The following is a 20,388-nucleotide window of genomic DNA, read 5'->3' on the forward strand; positions in this document are numbered from 1 at the left end:
GACGATTATGGGAACCACGATCAACGCGGGCGGCCAGATTTTGGCCGAAGCCGATGGCGCGGTGCTGACCGTCACGCTGAACCGGCCCGATACGCTCAACGCGCTGACCGCTTCGGACTGCAGGGAACTGGATGCCATCTGGAACCGGTTCGAAGCGGACGACGCGCTGCGAGTAGCCATCATCACCGGAGCCGGCCGGGCGTTCTGTGCCGGGCACGATCTGGCTGACGATATGGACGCGCCGATGCCGGAAACCGGCTGGGGCGGGTTGCAACGCCGCTACACGCTGGACAAGCCGATCATCGCTGCGGTGAACGGCGTGGCGCTGGGTGGGGGCTGGGAAGTGGCGCTGGCCTGCGATATCGTGGTGGCGGATGCAGCCGCACGCTTCGCCTTGCCCGAACCCAAGGTTGGGTTCGCGGCGCTGGGTGGCGGAGCCAGCACGCTACCTCGGCGGATGCCCTGGCACCTTGCGATGCGCTGCCTGTTGACCGGCGAGATGATCGATGCGGCGACCGCGCATGGCTGGGGGCTGGTCAGCGAAGTGGCGCCGGCGGGAGAGGCGATCGCGGTCGCCCGGCGCTATGCCGATGCGATCCTCGCCGGTGCGCCGATGGCGATCCGGGCGACCAAGGCGATGGCGCGGGCTGCCGTGGAGCCCGCCGCCGGGCAGGAAGAGGCTTATGCCCTTGCGCTCCAGTGGTTCGATCGGCTCCTGACCCAGGACGATACCCGCGAAGGAATCGCCGCCTTTCAGGAAAAGCGCGCGCCGCGCTGGACGGGACGCTGAACAGCCGCCCCGTCCCTTTCGCATAAAGGGTCAGTATCCCCGGACAATGATCTTTCCGGGGATACGCCCGTCGCGCACGGCGGCGATCGCCTGTGGGACGTGCGCGAAGCCGAACACCTGGCCCACTGGCACGCGGATGCGCCCGGCGACGGCCATTGCGGTCAGCTCCGCATATGTTCGGTGCAGTTCGTCGGGTGTCATATCGCCCGCGAAGATACCCAGAGCCGACAGGTTGCGCATGACCAGCGCCTGTGGATCGAGGCGCAGCCATTCTCCGCTGGCAAAGCCGACGAGGCCGATCCGCGCACCCCGCGCAAGGCTGGGCACCAGCCCGGTCGCCAGATCGCCGCCGACCGCATCGAACAGCACCTGCGCGCCGCGCGCCCCGGTGATCCGCGCGATCTGCGCCGGCAGGTCGTCAGTACGGTGGTTGAGCACATGGTCGGCGCCGCAATCGCGGGCGAAGGCGGCTTTTTCCGCGCTGCTGGCGATCGCTATAACGCTTGCGCCCAAGGCCTTGCCCAGTGCCACCGCCGCAGCGCCCGAACTGCCCGCAGCACCGGGCACCAGCATCACTTCGCCCGGTTGCAGCGCCAGCCGGTGGACCAGCGCCATATGCGCGGTCTTGTAGGGAATATAGAACCCGGCGGCTTCCTCGTCCGAAAGCGCGCCGGGGGCGGGCAGCACGTTCTTCGCTTCGGCGATGCAGTATTCGGCAAAACCGCCCCAGCCGCGCGCGGCGGCGGCCAGCGCCATTACCCGAGTGCCAGGGACAACGTCCACGTCCGCCGCGACGGCATGGACATCGCCGACGACTTCCATGCCCGGCGAGACTGGCGGCTGCGGCACCAGCGGATACCCGCCGCCCAGCATCAGGGCGTCAGGCAGGCCAACGCCCGCGGCGCGCACCCGCAGCACCACTTGCCCCGGACCGGGCTCCGGGAGCGGGACGTCGATGAGTTCGAGAACCTCTTCAAGCCTGCCGAACCGCTGCGCGCGCCATGATTTCATGCAATTACCCCTTCACCATTGCGCGCAGCGGCCTCGCCGGCGCAGATTCCGAACGTTGCGGACGAGGAAAGTGAGGAGGCGCTGTAATAGCCCGCTCCGTGAAACCCGCCAACGACTTCGCCGGCCGCATAGAGGCCGCCGATGGGCTGGCCGAGCCAGTCGGTCACCGCCATGTCGGCGTTCGTGGTGATGCCGCCATACGTCGATGTCAGCGCATTGGCGCTTGCCGCGATGTAGTAGGGCGCACGATTGATCGGAAGCAGCGTGGCGGTGCGCCCGAAGTCCGGGTCGTGCCCTTGCGCGACATGAGCGTTGTAGCGGGCGACCGTGGCGGCCAGCGTGGCCGGGTCCAGACCCATCGTCTCTGCCAGAGCTTCGACCGTTTCGGCGGAGCGGATATAGCCGCCGACGATTCCTTCCTGGAAGTTGTTGACCGAACTGTCCGCCATCGACTGGTCGATCAGCGTCTGGTCGAAGACCTGGAATCCCACCCCGCCGGTCTGTTCCATGCCGACGCCGCTCAACGTCTTGTAGCTCTGGCCTTCGTTGACGAAGCGTTTCCCTTCAACGTTGACCATGATGCCGCCGGACATGAAGGTGAACAGCAGTGGCGGCACTTCGTCTGCGCCCTGCACCCCGCGTGGATAGTCCCGGATGGCGCCGCCGAACGATCCGCTGACATAGCCGATGTCGGCAAGCCCCGCACCCAGTTGGCAGGCCATCATCAGTCCGTCGCCGGTGTTGGCGACCCCGCCGTGCCGCACCGCGCCCAGCAGTTCCGGCGCGAACGTGGCGATTAGTTCGCGCGACCGGGAAAACCCACCGGTCGCCAGCACGACGCCGTGTGTGACCGCGACCGTCAAGATTTCATCTCCGAAGGCGATCACCGCACTTTCAACACGCCCGTCTGCACCGGGCCGGTTGAGCGCCATCGCCGCGCATTTGGAGAAGTAGGTGATGCGCGGATGCGCGCGGGCGGCGACATGCAGGTTTGTTACCGCGCGGCCGGTACCGGTGGTGTGCATCCGCATCACGCCGGGCATCAGATCGAAATGAACCCCGTGTCGTTTCAGAAAGGTATAGGCATCCAGCTGGCGGGCCAGGAATGCGTCGATCAGCACGGGATCGTTTCGGTTTGCACCCGATTCCATAAGATCCGCGCGGAAGGCGGCAAGGCTGTCGGTCCGTCCGGCCGCTTCCATCAGATCGGTGCCGGAAAAGGCGAAACCGCCGCCCGCCATGGCGGAACTGCCGCCGGGCTGCGATGCCTTTTCGAGAAACAGCACGTCGCAGCCCCGTTCGGCGGCGGCGAGCGCGGCGCAGTGCCCCGCGATGCCGGCGCCAAGGACGAGAACCTGGGTGCGGGCGGGGATATGTCCGGTTTCGCGCAACATCGTCGGCTCTCCTACTATCAGCGCCGGAAGCCGGCGCTGTGGCCGGTCGCCATGCGGGCGAGGGCGACGGGATCGGCGGGCGGCCCGTCGCCACGCCAGGCGACATGGAGATCGGGGCGAAGCAGCAGAGCGCCTGCGTTGAACACGTCGCGCACGTGCGGTTCATTGCGCCGGACCACCGTCAGCGGCGCGCCCAGTGCGGCGAAGGCTGCTTCCAGCGGCGCGGTGTCGAAATCGCCGCCGAGATCCAGCAGCGTATAATCCTCGCCCAGATTGTCCTGAAGCGCGCTGCCGTCCTTCAGCCACATATGCGGCACGCGCACGCCGGGGCGGGCATGAGGTTCGATCCGGCTGATTTCCCAATGGGCAAGGTTTCCCGGTTCATGGGCGACCAGCGGCGATCCGGCGTAAGTATATGCGGCTTCGGCTCCGACCATGCCGTGCATCCTGCCATGTTCGCGCTCATAGGCCGCGCGCAGGCGTTCACGCGCGGCATCGCCAGCCGGCCCGACCGCGTCGATTTCGGGCGTGACGAAGGGCAGCCACAGCATCGACCCGTCGGCTGCCCAGCCCGAAGCTTCGATGTTGCGCTGGCCGACGAGGCGGCGTTCGGGTTCGTAGCTGTCCAGCAGTCCGGCTCCGCCCCAGCCATGAATGGTGCCCGCCAGCTTCCAGCCCAGGTCAATCGCATCGCCCACGCCTGTGTTCATGCCAAGACCGCCCGTGGGAATGACCAGATGCACCGCATCGCCCGCCATCAGCACCCGGTCACGCCGGTAGGAATCCGCCAGAAGCAGGTGCGGTCGCCATGAAACCACATGGCGTATCTCCAGATCGCAATCGAACCCGATCATCTGTCGCAGTATCGGCTCGAAATCGGTGTCTGCGGGCAGCGCCGTGTGAAACGTGAACTCGGTGCGGTTGCCTTGCGCCACAAAACCGCCGCCGCCGATGAAATTGTAGTGTCGCCCTTTGGGCACGGCCATACGCGTATAGAGATCCTTGGACCAGAAAATCACCTGCCGCAGCTCGATCGGGCTGGAACGGCCCTGCAAGGCGATGCCCAGGTGCTTGCGCACGGTGCTGCGCCCGCCATCGCAGCCTACCAGATAGCGTGCGCGCAGCGTTTCATAGCCACCATCGCTGCGCCGGGCACGGATGGTCACGCCATCGGCGTCCTGCTCGAAATCCACCAGTTCAAAGCCATAGCGCACGGTGGTTTTCGGTGTTTCCTCTTCCGCCACCTTGCGCAGCAGCGGTTCGATCGCGTTTTGCGACACCAACTGGTACGGCTCCAGCGGGATGCTGCCGTCGCAGCACGCAGCCACCGTCGCGCGTTTTTCCGCTACCGACGGGAAGGGGATGCAGGCAATCGGGGGCTCGTTCATCGAACGCACCAGCATCACGTCCATTGGGTTGTCCGCCGGATAGCCAAGCGCGCGGATGCGATCGGCAAGCCCCAGTCTGCGATACAGTTCCATGGTCCGGGCATTGGAACGGTCCATCTTGGGCCAGGGCGCGGTCGTGGGATCGCGCTCCATCAGCAGCGTTTCCACTCCGCGCCGGCCAAGATCGATGGTAAGGGTCAGGCCCACAGGCCCCGCTCCGGCGACGATGACGTCATAATCGTATTTCGTTTTATCGGACATGTCGGTTTCCGCTCCACTCGGTTGCCCATGATGGGCAGCGGTGGCCGTGCGCCGGAAGTCGCAATTTCATCAAACCCGGTTTGACCCCGGCGGGGTTGGCGTCAATCATGCCGGACTTCAGGAACTGGCAAAAGCGGGTTGCCGCCCATCCAGGGAAAGGCGCGGTGCGGGGCGCCCGTCGACGAACGGAACTAACGCTGCGCGGCTGGTGGCGATCTGCGCCATCAGCCAGTCACGGAATAGCACCAGCGGCGCATGACGGCGGCGGCTGCGACGGCACACCAGGTAGTGAGTCGCATCGGCGCGGTACACGGTGTCGAACGGCTGAACCAACCGTCCGCTCGTCAGATCGTCCACGATCATCAGCAGATTGCCCAGCGCGACGCCGCCCCCGCCCCGCGCGGCCTGATACGTCAGGCTCAGCGATTCGAAGCACAGCCGGTCCTGCGCGGGCAGCGGCCGGGCTCCCATCTGCGCCAGCAGCGCGTCCCACAGGGGAAGTTCGCGCGGCGCTACCAACAGCGTCTGGCCGGCAAGATCGTTGGGGGTCATCCCACCCGAGCGGGCTGCAAGCCCCGGTGCGCAGACCAGCGCCAGTTGCATGTCGAAAAGTTCGACCACGCAAAAATCGTCGCTGTCAGGCGGTGTCGCAGTCAGCGCCAGATCGAAAGGTTCGTCACGCCAGCGCGCGTCATGGGTGGATAGCGTGAAGTCCAGCGGCACGTCGGGGTGCCTGGCGCGGAACAGTGGCAGCCGGGACGCCAGCCATTCGGTCGTGAAGCTGGAATAGAAACGCAGTTGCAGCGGCTGTCCCTGGCTGTGCCCGCCGGACAGGCGTTGACTGGCGCTGTCGATGCGTTCGAACGCATCGCCCAGTGTCTGCAGGTAGGCGGCGCAATCGGGCGTAGGCGTGACCCCGCTCTTGTGGCGTTGCAGCAGGGGGCGTTCGAAATAGGCCTCCAGCAGGGCGACATGGCGGCTGACGGCACCTACCGATACGTGAAGTTCGCGCGCGGCGGAAGACAGGCTACCGTGCCGGCCCACCGCGTCCAGCGCGCGCAGGGCGTTGAGCGAAGGCAGGCGATATCGCACAATCAGCGCGCCTCGCGCCGGTTCGGAAGTTGGGGCTTTTCCAAGCGGGCATCTCTCCGGCTGCGCCGATGACCGGCGCACAAAGTCGATTACTTCGACGAATGTTTATTCGTTTGTCTAAAACGTATGGTAAAGGAAGCTTCCGGACCTGTCCATCGGCCCCGAGCCGAAAAGGAAGGGGCGGCAGAGGAACCTGCAAAGGATGAGAACTCGGACATGGCCACTCTCGAACGCACGCGGCGTACCCGCAGTCCGCTTCCCACCACGATGGATGGCGTCGATGCCGCGTGGCTTACCGAAGCGCTGCAGAACAGGTTTCCCGGTATTGCGATCGCCGGGGTGACGCGCGACAGGGAGCGCGCGGGCACATCGATGTCGGCGCGCTTCACGCTGGATCTGGCGTATCGCGGAGATCGGGGTGATGCGCCAGATACGGTCTACGTAAAGGGTGGCTTCGACGATGTCATGCGCCGTCGGGTGTGGCTCGGACTGATCCAGGAGGCGCGCTTTTTCCACGAACTTGCGCCCGCGATGCCGGCCAGCATCCCCACTGCCTACTACGCGGGTTGGGATTTCGACGAACGGCAGGGTATTGTCATTCTGGAAGACATGAGCGCGCGCAACGTCAATTTCGGCTATGCCACCGACGTGTTGACGGTGGATGACGTGGCGCGCATTCTGTCCGGACTGGCGCGGTTCCCTGCGCATTTCTGGGGCGATTTGCGCCTTGCGAGCTATCGCGACTGGGCCGATCCGCAGCGCACCTTCCTGCGTTACCTGATGCGGGACAGAAACTGGGACGTGGTCGAAGGTCGCATCTACGCGCCGATGCTGGCGCAGGTGTTCCCGACGCGCGAGTTCGGTCGCAAGATGCTGGAAACGCTATGGCGTACGAACGACGCCGCGCCCGTGCATACGCTGGTCCATGGCGACTGCCACAGCGGCAACCTGTTCTACGAGGCGGACGGCACGCCCGGTTTCCTTGACTGGCAGTGCACGTTCCCCGGCGTCCCCGGCCACGATCATGGCGAGATGATGGTGACCACGCTCGCGACGGAAGACCGTCGCAGGCATGAACGCGATCTGATCGGCCATTACCGCGACGAACTGATTGCGTACGGCGTCAGGGATGCGCCCGATCGCGACGCGCTGTTCCAGGACTATCGCCGTAATATTCTGCACATCATGGCGAGCGGGGTGTTCAACCCCTACGACATGCAGGTTCAGCTTGTCACCGACCAGTCGGCTACCCGCACCCTGCATGCCGCGATCGACCTTGAAGTGACCAGGGCTTTCGCCTGAGCCACTTCGATCGGTCGTCAGCGTTTGGTGTAACCGCCGTCCGCGCTGATGACCGATGCGGTCATCGAACTCGACAGGTCGGACAGCAGGAAGCCGATTGTATCGGCGATCTCGTCGGCGTCGATGAGGCGCTTTTGCGGCACCATCGATATCCACCCTTCGATCAGTTCAGGGCGGCGTTGCTGGGCGTTGCGGGTCATTTGCGTGTCGATGTGCCCCGGTTCGACAGCGTTCACGCGGATGTTCTCGCTCGCCCACTCGACGCCCAGCAGCCGGGCCAGGTGCGATATTCCCGCTTTGGCGACCGAATAGGATAAGACGGCCGGCGGCCAGGTGACTTTGGCGGCAGCGGCAGAGGAGACGATCACGATTGATCCGCCGCGCCCGCGCATCCGGCGGCCAAAGGCTTGTGCGCAAAAGAAAGTGCCGTCCAGATTTACCGCCAGCGTCTTGCGCCAGTCCTCCGGCGAAAGGTCGAAAGCGGGGCCGGGCCAGGTTGCCGCGGCATTGGCGACGAGGCCGGAAACTGGCCCGATATCGCGGTCTATGGCTTCGGCGGCCGCTTCCACGGAAGCCGGATCGGCCACATCCATTTCGACGAAGTGGGCGATCAGCCCCTTGGCCCGGATCGCCGCTGCGGCAGTCTCGCCCTTGCTCCTGTTGCGTCCGGCTATGACGGCCTTGCCGCCGAGTTCCGCGACAAGCTGGGCCACGGCCAATCCTATTCCGCCGTAACCACCTGTAATAACGATGGCTTCTCCGGCAATGCCTTTGGCTAGCCGCTCGGTCATGCGTGTTCACCGACCTCGGCCTGGTGCGCCAGCGCATCGGGGCTGTCGAACAGCATGAACAGCCACTCCGCGACGATGGCGGGCTTTTCGCGCCCTTCCACCTCGATCGTGAATCGCAGCCGAAGCAACGCTCCCTCGCCCCGCGGTTCCAGCCCCAGCGGGGTGATCCTGACCCGGACGCGGTCGCCGGCATGAACGACCGACATGAAACGAACCTTGTCGAACCCATAATTGAGATCGACTTCGGCGAAGGCCATCAGATCGCCAGCGAGCACCGGCGCAACCGAAAGCACCAGCAGGCCATGCGCAATCGTGCCGCCGAAAGCCGCCGTCGCACGGGGGACATCGGTGTGAATCCAGAAGCGGTCTGTGGTCCCTTCTCCGAAATGGTCGATCATGGCCTGCGTGATCGTTTCCCAGCGCGACGGGCCGAGTTCCTGCCCGATCACGGAGGGCAACTGTCGAGCTTCCACTTTGCCCATATCCTGATCCTTCAAATCTGCCGCGCCGTGTCGTAGGCGTGTGCAATGTTGGCGAAGATTGTTCCGGCGTTCTCCGATTCCGCGTCGTGGGCATCGCCTACCACCAGCAGTCGTGCGCCTAGATCGCGGGTCGCCTCGGCCAGTGTCCGGTCGGATTTGCGTTCCCCGGCGAAGACGATCGTGCCGATATCGGGCAGGGCCATCTCCCCCGCATCGGTCCGGAGGCGAACCCTGCCATCGCAATCCAGGGCGATCTCGAGGACATTCTTGATGCGCTTTACGCCCTTGGCGTTCTGTCGGTTCAGCAGATACCAGCGATCATGGGCGGCGAGCTTGTGGCCGAAATGGGCGCCTGTCTCGGCTACGGTGACCTGCACCCCGTTCTGCGCCAGATAGTCCGCAGCGACCATGCCGTTCTGGTCGCCGCCGATGACGAGGGCCTGCCCCGACAACGGCAGGGCATTGCCAATCAGATCGTCCAGAAGCAGGATCTCGATCCCCTCTGCATTGAGCACGAGGTCGATCATGTTCTGCGGGATCGCCGGGCGACTGCCTGTGGCAAGCACGATGACATCCGGTGTCAGCGTCGCCAGCAGCGCTTTGTCCGCCAAGGTCGAAAGCCGCAGATCCACGCCAAGGCGCGCCAGTTGACGTTCGTACCAGGGCACGATGTCGCCGATTTCTTGCCTGCCGGGAATCTGCCTCGCGATCCGAATCTGCCCGCCCAGCGCGTCGTCCGCCTCGATCAGCGTGACCCGATGCCCCAGATAGGCAGAAATGCGGGCCGCCTCCATGCCGGCCAGCCCGCCCCCGACCACGATCACGCGCCGGGGATCGGCCCGCGCCGCGCCCTCCACGTCGATGCAACTGCGTTCGCGACCCATGCGCGGGTTGACCACGCAACTGGCATCCGCGCCGCCCGGGTGGCGGTGGATATGCTCGTCGATACAGCCCCGGCAATCGGCAAGGCAGGGGCGGATATCGGCGATAGCGCCCCTGCGGGTTTTGGCGAAGATCTCGGGGTCAGCGATGGCACCCCGCCCGAAACACACGAAATCCGCCTTGCCGGAAGCGATAAGATCGCGGGCCATCAAGGGGTTCTTTATACGTCCGATGGTGCCTACCGGTACCGTGGCGTGCGGCTTTACGGCGGCCGCAAGGTCGGAATAGCAGCCCTGTGGCTCGTACATCGGCGGGATGGTCAGTTGTGGCGTACCCACCAGACCGGCAGTGATGGTGATGTAGTCGGCCCCGGCAGCTTCCACCAATGGCGCCAGGCGGCCGCTTTCTTCTATCGACCAGCCGTCTTCGCCTAGGAAGTCGCTGCCGTTGTACTTGACCCCCACGGCGATGGTATCGCCCACTTCGTGCCGCACCGCCTCGACGATTTCGATCAGGAACCGGGTGCGGTTCTCGAAGCTGCCGCCGTACTTGTCGTCGCGGCGGTTGAACAGCGGTGTCAGGAAGTTGCTGATGAGGTAGCCGTGCCCGCCATGGATCTCGACGAAATCGAACCCGGCTTCCGCCGCCCGGCGCGCGCCTTGCGCGAAACAGCCGATGACGCGGTGGATGTCCTCCACCGATAGGGCGCGATTCGGTTGGCCCAGTCGCCGCGATGTCGCATCGCCACGAGCGGTGCGTACGTTGGAGGACAGCCCGGAAGGCGAGATGAGCGTTCCCGGAGTCGTGCCCTCGGTGCCGCCGCCGTTCCACAGCTGAATGCCGATGCGCGTATCATGGCGATGCACGGCTTCCACCATCGTGCGCAGAGAGGGGACGACGTGATCGCTGTAAAGCGCGATGCCATGAATGCGCTTCGCCTCGATCGGGACCACCGGCGACGCGCCGATGGCGATCATCCCGGGTTCGCCTCGCGCGCGTTCGAGCAGGTAGGCGGTCATCTGGGGATCGACTTCGCCGTTCTCGTCCACTTTGATGCCGGCGGACATGCCCGCCATCATCATGCGGTTGGGCACCGTCATCGGGCCGACCTTCATTGGCTGGAACAGCGCTTTCAGATCCTGGTCGTAATGGTCGTGGTCGCACCGATCGGCGGCGCGGGCGCCGTGCTCCTTCATGGTTTCATCTCCGTCACTAGTCCCGAGGGCAATCTGCCGTTGACAGGATTAGTATCCCGCCTGGCCATAGCCTCTAGGATTTTTATCAATATTGTATAAAGCATATGAACTATAATGATGCAACGGCATATGCCGTGCGCGCAATGGTCGGTTCCCGGGCAGGTTACCCAGCCGGTGAACGCGGCGCGGATTGGGAGAACAGGCGATGGAAACCCGGACAGCGGCCGCTGCGGTACGGCGGCGCATTGAGGATGGCGTCGATGCACAAGCGCTTGCGGCATGGATGGAGAGGCATGTCAAAGGCTTCGTCGGACCGCTTGAAGTGTCGCGTTTCCAAGGTGGACAGTCCAATCCGACATACCGCCTGACGACTCCTGAGCGCGCCTATGTGATGCGGCGCAAGCCGTCCGGACAACTGCTGAAAGGCGCGCACGCGATAGAGCGTGAAGCGCTGGTGATTGCCGCCGTCGGTGAGGCCGGATTCCCCGTCCCCAAGGTCTTCTCGCTATGCGAGGACGTGGCCGTTATTGGCACAGCGTTCTACATAATGGAGCTTGTTGAGGGGCGAATATTCTGGGACGGCCGCCTCCCGGAAATCGCGCGCGAGGATCGTCCGCTTTACTATGAGGCCATGAACGCCACGCTGGCGCAGTTGCATGCGATCGATCCTGTTGCGGCGGGCCTGGCGGATTTCGGTAGGGCCGGCAATTATCTGGAGAGGCAGATCGCCCGATGGACCCGACAGTATCTTTCGGACGAGGCTGCCGGGCGCGATCCGTCATTGGATCGGCTGATCGAATGGCTGCCGCGGCACATTCCGCCCGAAGGGCCGGGCACGATCGTCCACGGCGATTTTCGCATAGACAACATGATTTTCCACCCGACCGAGCCGCGCGTGATCGCGGTTCTCGACTGGGAACTCTCGACGCTGGGTGATCCCATTGCGGATTTCACATATCACGCGATGGTCTATCGGCTGCCGCCGCATATTCTTGCGGGGCTGGCCGCTGCGGACTTTGCGGCGCTGAACATTCCGTCCGAAACCGATTACGTCGCGGCCTATTGCCGCCGGACCGGACGCGCGCGGATCGACGGGTACGAATACTACATGGCCTACAATCTGTTCCGTCTCGCCGCGATCTACCATGGGATCAAAGGGCGGGTGCTGCGCGGCACTGCCGCGTCGTCGGAAGCGCGGGTGCGCGCGGCGCAACTTCCGGAAATAGCGGCGCTGGCCCTTGAGAGCGCACGGAAGATCGGAGCGTGAAAGGCGATGTAGGCAGGGCGAAGATGGGGGCGGGGATGACACAATCGATGACGATGCGTGAAGATTCAAAGAGTGGCGCACCGGGCTATGCTGCCCCGGCCGAACGGACCGCGGAAGGGGCCTGGACTACCCTGATTCTCCTGTTCCTGCTGTTCGTGCTGTCCTTTCTCGATCGCAGCATTCTGGCGCTGCTGGCGGAACCGGTGGCGCAGTCGCTTGCGCTCGATGATCGGCAGATGGCGCTGCTGCTCGGGTTAGGGTTCGCGCTGGTCTATGCGATCGGGGGGGTGCCGTTGGCGCAACTGGTCGATACCCGCAGCCGCCGGGCGGTGGTGTCCATCGGCGTTGCGATCTGGAGCGTCGCAACGGTATTGACCGGTTTCGCACAAGGGTTCTGGAGCCTGCTTATCCTGCGCTGCGGAGTGGCGCTCGGCGAATCCGTGCTGACCCCGGCGGCGGTATCGTTGATCGCCGACCTGTTTCCGCGTGAGAAACGGGGTCTGCCCATGGCCATCTATCTGTCAGTCGGCAGCTTCATGAGCATCGGCTCTTACATCGTCGGCGCCATGGCGCTTGGTGTGGCGGAGGGTGTGGGCAAGATGGTGGGGCTGGCGCCATGGCAGCTGACGTTTGTGTTCGTCGGCGTGCCGGGGCTGGTGCTGGCGGGAGGTTTTGCCGTGCTGGTTAAAGATCCCGAACGGGGCGCGTCGCAGGCGATCGGGCGGGACGATGCCAGCCTGGCGGTCTTTGCAGACTATCTGCGCTCGCGCTGGAGAGTCTTTACGCCGCTGCTCAGTTGTGCCGGACTTTATTCAATATTCGCGCTGTCCATCGTGGCATGGCTGCCCACCGTGCTGGTGCGCGGTTATGGCGTTACGCTGGCGCAGGCGGGATACGTTTTCGGAATGGTGGGCGTGCCCGCAGGACTGGCAGGCACGTTCTTCTGGCCATGGCTGGCACACCAGATAGAGCGTCGCTGGCCGATGCGGGGCGCTGTGGCGGCGCTGTTCGTTTCAGCGATCGTCTGCGCTCCGGCTTTCGCTGGCGGGATTGCTGCCCCCACCCTTCCGTTGCTGCTGACGGGCGTGGGGCTTGGCGTCTTTGCCGGCACAGCCTTCGCGGTGATGCCGCCGCTGGCGTTTCAGGTATTCGGCCCGCGACGAATGCGCGCACGCATGGCGGCGGTCAACCTGCTGGTGATCTCGGTCCTTGGCTATGGCGTAGGGCCGCTGGCGGCGGTGGAACTGGGCGACATGATTGATGCCGGGCCAGGCGCGCTGCGCCTGGGGCTGGTGGCACTCACCCTGCTGTCATGGCCGCTGGTCGTCCTTTGCACCTGGTTCTCGCTGCGTCACATCCAGCAGGCCGAAGTGCATGACTGAGCGTCGCCCTCATATTCGCCGGGACGCAGGCGCGAGAATTACGCCAACCCCTACCAGCGCCAATCCCGCACCGAAGAAAAGCCCAGCGGACGGGCGTTCTCCCAGGGTCGCGATGCCCAGCATGATCGCCAGCAGAGGTGTCATCAGGATAAGCGAGGCCATGAGATTGGCATCGTGGCGCTGCAACAGGCTGTAATAGAGCGTGTGGCTCATCACCGACCCGACAAGGCCGGAGCCAACGATGCATACCAGCAACGGCCAACCCCCGCTCAAGGTATGCGCCACCTGATCGGTTTCGATCATGAGGGTGAGGGGCAGGAGAAGCACTGTTCCTGACAGCCCCGCCCAGGCCTGCAATGTCAGCGCGGGGACACCGCTGATCTTCTTGAGCAGGATTGAGCCGACCGCGCCTGCCGCCGCGCTGGCCGCCACGAAGATTAGCCCGACCGACGCCTTGACCCCGGAAGGACCGACAATGACCGTCGCTACCCCCACCAGCGTAACGATCATGCCCAGGCAGCGGCGCAGTCCGATCCGTTCGCCAAGGACCAGCATCGCCAGCAGCACCGTAAGCGGCATTCCGGAGAGTGTGACGATCGCGGCGGAAGACGCATCGGCGCTTTGCAGGCCGATCGCAAGCAGGCCGTAAGCTCCGCCGCTCAGCAGCATGGTCGCCACGCAGACCCGTATCGGAGACGGCGGAACCCGGCGTAGCCAGGGTGCCAGCAGAACCGCCACCAGCAGTGTTCGCAGGAACACGAACATGATCGGCGGCGCGGTCAGTTCGGACACCGCGACCTTTCCAATCACGATGTTGAGCGCCCAACCCACGCAGACCAGCACGATCAGTGCAAGATCCTTCAGCGGCATTGGAGCGCAATCGTGATCGCACGGTGCCCGTGAGCCGGTCGCTCCATGATTCTCTCTCCCATTTCGGCATTCTTCCGTCTGGAACGGTTCGCTGATTGTCGACGATAAAGTCAATCATTCGTTCTAAAGGCGATGAAAAATATGACCGTATCAATCCAAATATAACCTTTAAGATTTTGATATAGCACGATTTAAAAATAGACCTTTTGATGAAATCGAAAATTTTCCATGTCCTAAAAGACTCATACGATCGTATAAATATAGGTCGACTTTGAGAGGCAACCGGCGTACCAGAAGCGTGTCGACCGCGTAATCGTGGCGGGCGAGAGGGAGCATACGGCGGTGCCGGCATCGCTTGGCGCTGCAATCGAGAGCGGAGAGGTCCGATGGCGACAGCCTTCAAGTCAGTCCCCAATGGGGGGCGTTACATCATCGACGATCCCGAAAAGGGTGTGTTCAAGGTCAATCGCGACGCGTTTACCAGCGTTGACGTTCTGGAGCGCGAACGCGCGCTGATCTTCGAGAAGTCCTGGTTGTTCATCGGCCATGGCTCGGAACTTAAGAACCCCAATGACTTTCTGGTCCGCTCGGTGGGCGGCCAGGAGGTAATCTTCAACCGCGATCGCAAAGGCGAGTTTCACGCCTTCCTGAACGTATGCCCGCATCGCGGCGCGCAAGTGGAGCGCGAAAAATGCGGCAACGCGATCAGCTTCAAGTGCTTTTATCACGGCTGGTCGTTCAACAATAACGGCAAGTTCGGAACACGCAGTGCGCCCGGTGTCTACCCGCCCGATTTCGGCAAGGATGGCAGCGTCGATCTGCACAAGGTTCCGCGTCTGGAATCCTATCGGGATTTCTTCTTCGTCAACTTCGATGCCGGCGCAGGCTCCCTGGCCGACTATCTTGCGGACGCCAAGGAGGTGCTCGATCTGGTCGCGGATCACGCGCCGGACGGCATGGAAATCGTTGGCGGTGTGCAGGAATACAGCATCCGCGCAAACTGGAAGCTGCTCGTCGAGAACAGCTATGACGGCTACCATGCCGCCGAAACCCACGAGACGTATTTCACGTATCTCATGCAGGCCATCGGCAAGGAGCAGGTCGAGCAGGATCTTGCCGGGATGCGGACCGAGAACCTGAGTCGTGCGATTGACTTGGGCAATGGTCACGCGATGATCGAAGGCAGGGCGCCGTGGGGCCGCCCGATCGGCCGCACCATCCCTGCCTGGGGAGAGGAAGGCAAGGCCAAGATCGCCGAGATCGTCAAAGAGCTGGAAGAGCGTGTCGGCCCCGAACGGGCCAGGCGTATCGCGGATCGCGACCGCAACATGGGCATTTTCCCGAATTTCGTCATCAACGATATCATGGCCATCACCGTGCGAACGTTTTATCCGGTCGCACCTGATCTGATGCACGTCAGTTCCTGGGCCCTGGCGCCGGTGGGAGAAGACAGGAACTCGCGCAAGCGTCGCCTTGACAACTTCCTTGAGTTCCTCGGTCCCGGTGGCTTCGCCACGCCGGACGACGTAGAAGCGCTGGAATCCGCGCAACTGGGCTATGCCAGTTCCAAATTCTCCGGCTGGAACGACTTGTCGCGGGGCATGCTGAAGGAACAGCCGGCCAGCGATGACGAAGCGCAGATGCGGTACTTCTGGCGGCAGTGGAACCGCGTGATGGGAGAAGGGCAGTGAGCGTGGACACGATGAGCCAGACCAACGCCGCTGCGCTGCGTTCCGAAGTGGAGGACTTCCTCTACCACGAGGCAGACCTTCTGGACGAATGGCAACTCGACGAATGGCTGGCGTTGTTCGCCGAGGGCGCGACCTATGAAGTTCCGACGGCGGGCGCGGCTGACGATGTCGATTCCGCATCGGCGCTGTTCTACGTCGCCGACGACTATCCGCGTCTGCGTTACCGGGTTGAGCGTCTGAAGGACAGGGCGGCGCATTCCGAGTGGCCGCGCTCCGAACTGGTTCGCCTGATTTCAAACGTGCGCGTGCGCGCGGCTGAAGGCGAGAGGATCGAAGCCCGGTGCAAGTTCGCCTGCTACCGTTCGAAGCATAACGTGACTGACGTCTTCGTCGGCCATATCAACTATGTGCTGGTCAGGGACGGGGATGATCTGAAGATAGCGTCGAAGCGCGTGATGCTCGATCTGAACAGCCTGCGTCCGCATGGACGCGTCAGCATCCTTCTCTGATTTTCGAAGAAGGGATGGCGGTCGCCGGTCCGGTTCGCGCGTAGAGCGCTCCGGCTACCGGGCGGCTGCATGTCTCCCGCGCGGGGACGGAAAGGCCTATCGATGAAACTTGCCGGTAAAGTAGCTATCGTCACAGGAACCAGCCCCAATATCGGCGGCGGCATGGTGGAGGCGCTTGCCGCCGAAGGCGCGGCTATCGTTGCCGTGGACGCGAACGCGGAAAATGCGCGCGACTGTGCCGCTGCAGTTCAGGCAATGGGTGGGCGGTCGATCGCGATAACCTGCGACGTCATGGACGAGGCGCAAGTCCGAAGCGCGGTGGAGCAGGGCGTCAAAGCGTTTGGGACGATAGACATTCTGGTCAATAATGCGGCCATCTTCAACAAGAAGGGCGTCCTGGAGATGGACTGGGACGAATGGCAGCGCCAGTCTGGTATCATCCTGGGCGGGACGTTCCTGTTCACCAAGCATGTTGCAAAGACGATGATCGCGCAGGGTGGTGGCGAGGAGGGGCAAGCCAAGGGGGTGATCGTCAACATCGTTTCCACGGCAGGGCATCAGGGTGAACCCGGAAACATCGCTTACAGCACGTCGAAAGGCGGTTTGCTGAACTTCACCCGATCAACCGCAATGGAATTGGCACGGCACGGCATTCGCGTTGTCAGCCTGACGCCCACCGCCACCGATCCGGTGGAAAGCGTGGAACGTGCCCGGCGCTGGGGGCGCGACGTGACGATGCCGGAAGGCGTGGTAGAGATCATGGGCACGTTTGCCGCGCGTATCCCGATGCAAAGGCTGCCCAGCCCCAGCGATTACGGCCGCGCGCTGGTGTTTCTTGTGTCCGACGATGCCGCGTTCGTGACGGGCAGCGATCTTCGGATCGATGCTGGCGCGGTGGGCCGGTACTGGGCTTGGGATCCGCGCGCGGAGTAGGTGCCTTTTACCAGCAAGGCATGAATTGCAAGCTCCCGTCGCCCCGAAGAGGGCGGCGGGGGCTTTGCCAGTTCAGACCGTCAGGACGATCTTGCCGATATGGGCGTTGCTTTCCAGCGTACGGTGCGCTTCTGCCGCCTGCGCGAGGGGAAATGTCTGCGCGATCGGCATCCGGTAGACGCCGGATGCCAGATTCGGACCGATCGCGGCAACCGCCCGGTTGCAGCGCTGCGGGTCCACCACCATCGGATTGAAGTTGAAGCCGCGCATCGTCAGGTTGCGGCGGATTGCCAGTTGACGCGGGAACGTGACCGGCTGCTTGGACAGTCCGCCATAGATCATCAGCGTACCGCTTTCCGCCAGCGCTTCGGCCAGCCGTTCGGCGAACGGACCCGAGACCGGATCGAATATCAGCGATGCGCCCCTGTTTTCGGTCAGACGCAGGATTTCGGCGGCCACTTCCTGCTCGTCGCTGGCGATCACCGCGCCAGCGTGGAACGCGGCGAGTTGCGCGGCTTTGTCCGTGCCGCGCGTGGTGGCGATCACGGTCGCCCCGGCCTCTCGCGCGACCTGTAGCGCGGCAAGGCCTACGCTGCTGGACGCGGCGGTGATGACGACGGTGTCATCCGCGGTGATCGCCGCCTGTTCCACAAGACCGCCCCACGCGGTCATGAACGCGACCCAGCTTGCGGCGGACTGCACTGCATCCAGCCCGCTGGGGCGGGCAATCAGGCGGTTGGCAGGGTACAGTGTTTCGCTCGCATACGTCGCGTAGCGCTCCGATACAGGCACCGGCAGGGTGCAGACGCGGTCGCCCACCGACCAGCCGGTTACACCTTCGCCGATCGCGGTCACCAGGGCAGAGGCTTCGGATCCGATCCGCGCGGGCAGCGTCGGCGTCATGATGTAGTGGCCACCGCGCATTGCCGCCTCGGCGCGGTTCACGCCGATGGCCTCGATCGCAAGACGCACTTCGCCGGGGCCGGGATTGTCGACGGCGATCTCTTCAAGGCGCAGCACGTCGGGCGCGCCCAGTTCATGAAAGCGTATGATGCTTGCCATAATCGGTATGTCCTCTCCTAATCGTGGGGCCGCAGGATGGTGCGGCCGACGACGGCGCGATCGTCCATCGTCGCAAAAGCCGCACGCCATTGTGAAAGCGGAAATGCGGCGCTGACATGAGGCCGGATGACCCCGCGCTGCGCCATGTCCCAGAGCCTTTTGATGGCGGCGCGCCCGGCATCGGGCCGGCGGCGGGAGAACTCTCCCGCGCGCACGCCCATGACCGAAAATCCCTTTATCAGCGGGATATTCGTAGGCAGCGTGGCGATCCGGCCGCTTGCGAAGCCGACCACCAGCAGCCGTCCTCCGAAGGCGATGCAGCGGGTGGATACATCGAAGGCGTCTCCGCCGACGGGCTCGAACACCACGTCCGCGCCTGATCCTTCGGTAATCTGTTTGACGTTCTCACGCAGACCGGGGCCGGCTTCGAGAACGGCTTCCGGTGCGTGGAGTTCTGTGATGGCGCGCGCCTTGTTCGGCGTGCTCGCCACGGCAATGACGCGCGCACCAAGCGCTTTGCCAAGGTCCACGGCGGCCAGCCCCACGCCGCCCGCTGCGCCGTGGACCAGCAGCCATTCGCCCGCCTTCAGCCTGCCGATTTCGACCAGCGCGACATGGGCGGTGAGGTAGGCGGAACCCAGTGCGGCAGCTTCGGCGAACGGCATCGCGCCCGGGATTCTGTGCAGCGCTTCGGCGCGATAAAGGCCGTATTGCGCATAGCCGCCCAGCGCCCGGGTTGCCGCCACACGATCGCCAGCGGCAAGTGCGCGTACGCCGGGGCCGGTTGCATCGACCGTGCCGGCAATATCGGTTCCTGGCACGAAGGGCAGGTCGGGTTTGAGCTGATAACCGCCCCGCGTCATCAAAATGTCGGGAAAGGCGATTGTAGACGCCTCGATCCTGACACGCACTTCCCCGGGGCCAGGGACCGGCATGGGCAGTTCTGCCAGCGCGCAGCCGCTGAAATCCGGTGTGATCGAGTGGACCTGAAGCGCTTTCATCCCCATGCCTTGCAAATTTGTTTTATCTATGGGGGTGGGTCTATCAACCGGAAGGGAAGTGCGCAATGCACCTGTTTCGGCACCCCAATGGGGTCTACAAATATATTATTATTCAATATGATATTTCTATTGAGGTGAAATGTTCCGGGCTCGAAATGGAAATTCGCTGCATAGGGTTGATCGAATCGGCTTGCAGTTTGGAAAATGATCGTTTTATCGTGTTTCCCATAGGCGCTTGCGCTCATTACGGTGACGGGCGCGAAATCTTGAGGAGGATTGCGGATGCCGGATACCCCGAACGGTCTGGGCGATGTGCTGCTGTATGAAAAGCGGCCCGATCACTGCGCCATCATCACACTCAACCGCCCTGCCGCACGCAACGCAATTAATGGGGTGATCACCGAGGTGATGGACTATCTGGTTCGCGAGACCGAGGCGGATCCTGATGTGCGCGCCGTCATTCTTGAGTCCAGCCATGATAGGGTATTTTGCGCCGGTGCCGATCTTGGCGAAGTGTCGCGCGGGAACAAGGCTTGCCTGTCCAGCCCGGCGGGCGGTTTCGGAGGTCTGGTCAGGGCCGGTCGTCGCAAACCGTGGATTGCTGCCGTACGCGGAGCGGCCTTTGCGGGTGGGTGCGAGATCGCTTTGGCCTGTGATATGATCGTCGCCTCTCCCGAGGCGCGGTTCGGCCTGCCCGAAGTGAAGCGCGGTCTTTTCGCCGCCGCTGGCGGGCCTTTGCGCCTGTTGCAGCGCCTGCCTCATGCCATTGCGCTCGAACTTGTCGCTACCGGAGACGGGCTGGACGCCGAGCGGGCCTATACGCTTGGCCTCGTCAATCGGCTGGTTCCCTTTACGGACGTGCGTGATGCCGCGTTGGCGTTGGCCGCTGCGATAACCTGTAATGCGCCGCTTGCGGTGGCAGAGGTGCTGGACGTTACCCGGCGCGCCGTCGACCTTGACGAAACCGGCTACTGGCGTCTTTCCGATGAGGTGGAAGCGCGTGTCTTCGCCAGCGAGGACGCGCAGGAGGGCCCTCGTGCCTTCCTGGAAAAGCGTCCTCCGGTCTGGAACGGGCGTTAAGGCC

18 protein-coding genes are annotated in these 20,388 nt (G+C 63.8%); 8 read left to right on the forward strand and 10 right to left on the reverse strand.

The window, feature by feature from the left end:
- Positions 1-7 precede the first annotated feature (7 nt).
- Positions 8-790: an enoyl-CoA hydratase-related protein gene (locus ACODRZ_RS12665; protein ID WP_488970735.1), complete on the forward strand. Its 783-nt coding sequence runs from the start codon at positions 8-10 to the stop codon at positions 788-790.
- 30 nt (positions 791-820) lie between these two features.
- Here the strand turns inward: ACODRZ_RS12665 and ACODRZ_RS12670 are convergent, their stop codons facing one another.
- The 4 genes from ACODRZ_RS12670 to ACODRZ_RS12685 all read right to left on the reverse strand — a co-directional run bounded on the left by ACODRZ_RS12670 (position 821) and on the right by ACODRZ_RS12685 (position 5,936).
- On the reverse strand, positions 821-1,801 hold the full coding sequence (locus tag ACODRZ_RS12670; protein ID WP_488970734.1) for an NADPH:quinone oxidoreductase family protein: 981 nt from the start codon (positions 1,799-1,801) through the stop codon (positions 821-823).
- Positions 1,798-3,195, reverse strand: coding sequence for an FAD-dependent oxidoreductase (locus ACODRZ_RS12675; RefSeq protein ID WP_488970733.1), 1,398 nt, complete (start codon positions 3,193-3,195; stop codon positions 1,798-1,800). The genes ACODRZ_RS12670 and ACODRZ_RS12675 overlap by 4 nt, the downstream gene beginning before the upstream one ends.
- Before the next feature lie 17 nt (positions 3,196-3,212).
- Positions 3,213-4,844, reverse strand: a complete 1,632-nt coding sequence (locus ACODRZ_RS12680; protein ID WP_488970732.1) for an FAD-dependent monooxygenase — start codon at positions 4,842-4,844, stop codon at positions 3,213-3,215.
- Between the two features lie 117 nt (positions 4,845-4,961).
- Entirely contained in the window at positions 4,962-5,936 is a 975-nt protein-coding gene (locus ACODRZ_RS12685) for a LysR substrate-binding domain-containing protein (RefSeq protein WP_488970731.1), read from the reverse strand.
- Positions 5,937-6,152: 216 nt separating this feature from the next.
- On the opposite strand from ACODRZ_RS12685, the gene ACODRZ_RS12690 reads away from it, so the two are divergent.
- Complete coding sequence (locus tag ACODRZ_RS12690) at positions 6,153-7,238, forward strand: phosphotransferase (RefSeq protein WP_488970730.1); 1,086 nt, start codon at positions 6,153-6,155, stop codon at positions 7,236-7,238.
- Between the two features lie 17 nt (positions 7,239-7,255).
- Here ACODRZ_RS12690 and ACODRZ_RS12695 read toward each other — a convergent pair whose 3' ends face one another.
- From ACODRZ_RS12695 to ACODRZ_RS12705, 3 genes are read right to left on the reverse strand one after another with little or no spacing between them, the layout of a single operon-like run.
- On the reverse strand, positions 7,256-8,029 hold the full coding sequence (locus ACODRZ_RS12695) for an SDR family NAD(P)-dependent oxidoreductase (RefSeq protein WP_488970729.1): 774 nt from the start codon (positions 8,027-8,029) through the stop codon (positions 7,256-7,258).
- Positions 8,026-8,502, reverse strand: a complete 477-nt coding sequence (locus ACODRZ_RS12700; protein WP_488986206.1) for a MaoC family dehydratase — start codon at positions 8,500-8,502, stop codon at positions 8,026-8,028. Before ACODRZ_RS12700 ends, ACODRZ_RS12695 begins: the two co-directional genes overlap by 4 nt.
- Positions 8,503-8,522: 20 nt before the next feature.
- Positions 8,523-10,589, reverse strand: a complete 2,067-nt coding sequence (locus ACODRZ_RS12705; protein WP_488970727.1) for an oxidoreductase — start codon at positions 10,587-10,589, stop codon at positions 8,523-8,525.
- 205 nt (positions 10,590-10,794) lie between these two features.
- Here ACODRZ_RS12705 and ACODRZ_RS12710 point away from each other — a divergent pair, with 205 nt between their 5' ends.
- Together ACODRZ_RS12710 and ACODRZ_RS12715 are read left to right on the forward strand one after the other, a co-directional pair.
- Positions 10,795-11,856, forward strand: a complete 1,062-nt coding sequence (locus ACODRZ_RS12710) for a phosphotransferase (RefSeq protein WP_488970751.1) — start codon at positions 10,795-10,797, stop codon at positions 11,854-11,856.
- Positions 11,857-11,903: 47 nt separating this feature from the next.
- Positions 11,904-13,238, forward strand: a complete 1,335-nt coding sequence (locus ACODRZ_RS12715; protein ID WP_488970726.1) for an MFS transporter — start codon at positions 11,904-11,906, stop codon at positions 13,236-13,238.
- Positions 13,239-13,247: 9 nt separating this feature from the next.
- Here the strand turns inward: ACODRZ_RS12715 and ACODRZ_RS12720 are convergent, their stop codons facing one another.
- Positions 13,248-14,108, reverse strand: coding sequence for a DMT family transporter (locus ACODRZ_RS12720; protein ID WP_488970725.1), 861 nt, complete (start codon positions 14,106-14,108; stop codon positions 13,248-13,250).
- Positions 14,109-14,494: 386 nt separating this feature from the next.
- Between ACODRZ_RS12720 and ACODRZ_RS12725 the strand changes: the two genes are divergently transcribed.
- From ACODRZ_RS12725 to ACODRZ_RS12735, 3 genes are all read left to right on the forward strand, one after another.
- Positions 14,495-15,799: an aromatic ring-hydroxylating oxygenase subunit alpha gene (locus ACODRZ_RS12725; protein WP_488970724.1), complete on the forward strand. Its 1,305-nt coding sequence runs from the start codon at positions 14,495-14,497 to the stop codon at positions 15,797-15,799.
- On the forward strand, positions 15,796-16,308 hold the full coding sequence (locus tag ACODRZ_RS12730; RefSeq protein WP_488970723.1) for an aromatic-ring-hydroxylating dioxygenase subunit beta: 513 nt from the start codon (positions 15,796-15,798) through the stop codon (positions 16,306-16,308). Before ACODRZ_RS12725 ends, ACODRZ_RS12730 begins: the two co-directional genes overlap by 4 nt.
- Before the next feature lie 102 nt (positions 16,309-16,410).
- Positions 16,411-17,241: an SDR family NAD(P)-dependent oxidoreductase gene (locus ACODRZ_RS12735; RefSeq protein WP_488970722.1), complete on the forward strand. Its 831-nt coding sequence runs from the start codon at positions 16,411-16,413 to the stop codon at positions 17,239-17,241.
- 72 nt (positions 17,242-17,313) lie between these two features.
- Here ACODRZ_RS12735 and ACODRZ_RS12740 read toward each other — a convergent pair whose 3' ends face one another.
- Complete coding sequence (locus tag ACODRZ_RS12740; RefSeq protein WP_488970721.1) at positions 17,314-18,303, reverse strand: zinc-dependent alcohol dehydrogenase family protein; 990 nt, start codon at positions 18,301-18,303, stop codon at positions 17,314-17,316.
- A 17-nt stretch (positions 18,304-18,320) separates the two neighbouring features.
- Positions 18,321-19,304, reverse strand: a complete 984-nt coding sequence (locus tag ACODRZ_RS12745; protein WP_488970720.1) for an NADPH:quinone oxidoreductase family protein — start codon at positions 19,302-19,304, stop codon at positions 18,321-18,323.
- 282 nt (positions 19,305-19,586) lie between these two features.
- Here ACODRZ_RS12745 and ACODRZ_RS12750 point away from each other — a divergent pair, with 282 nt between their 5' ends.
- Positions 19,587-20,384 carry an enoyl-CoA hydratase-related protein gene (locus ACODRZ_RS12750; RefSeq protein WP_488970719.1) on the forward strand — a complete coding sequence of 266 codons (798 nt, stop codon included), beginning with the start codon at positions 19,587-19,589 and terminating at the stop codon, positions 20,382-20,384.
- The last annotated feature ends 4 nt before the right edge of the window (positions 20,385-20,388 follow it).

Source organism: Novosphingobium sp. FG90 (assembly GCF_057808725.1).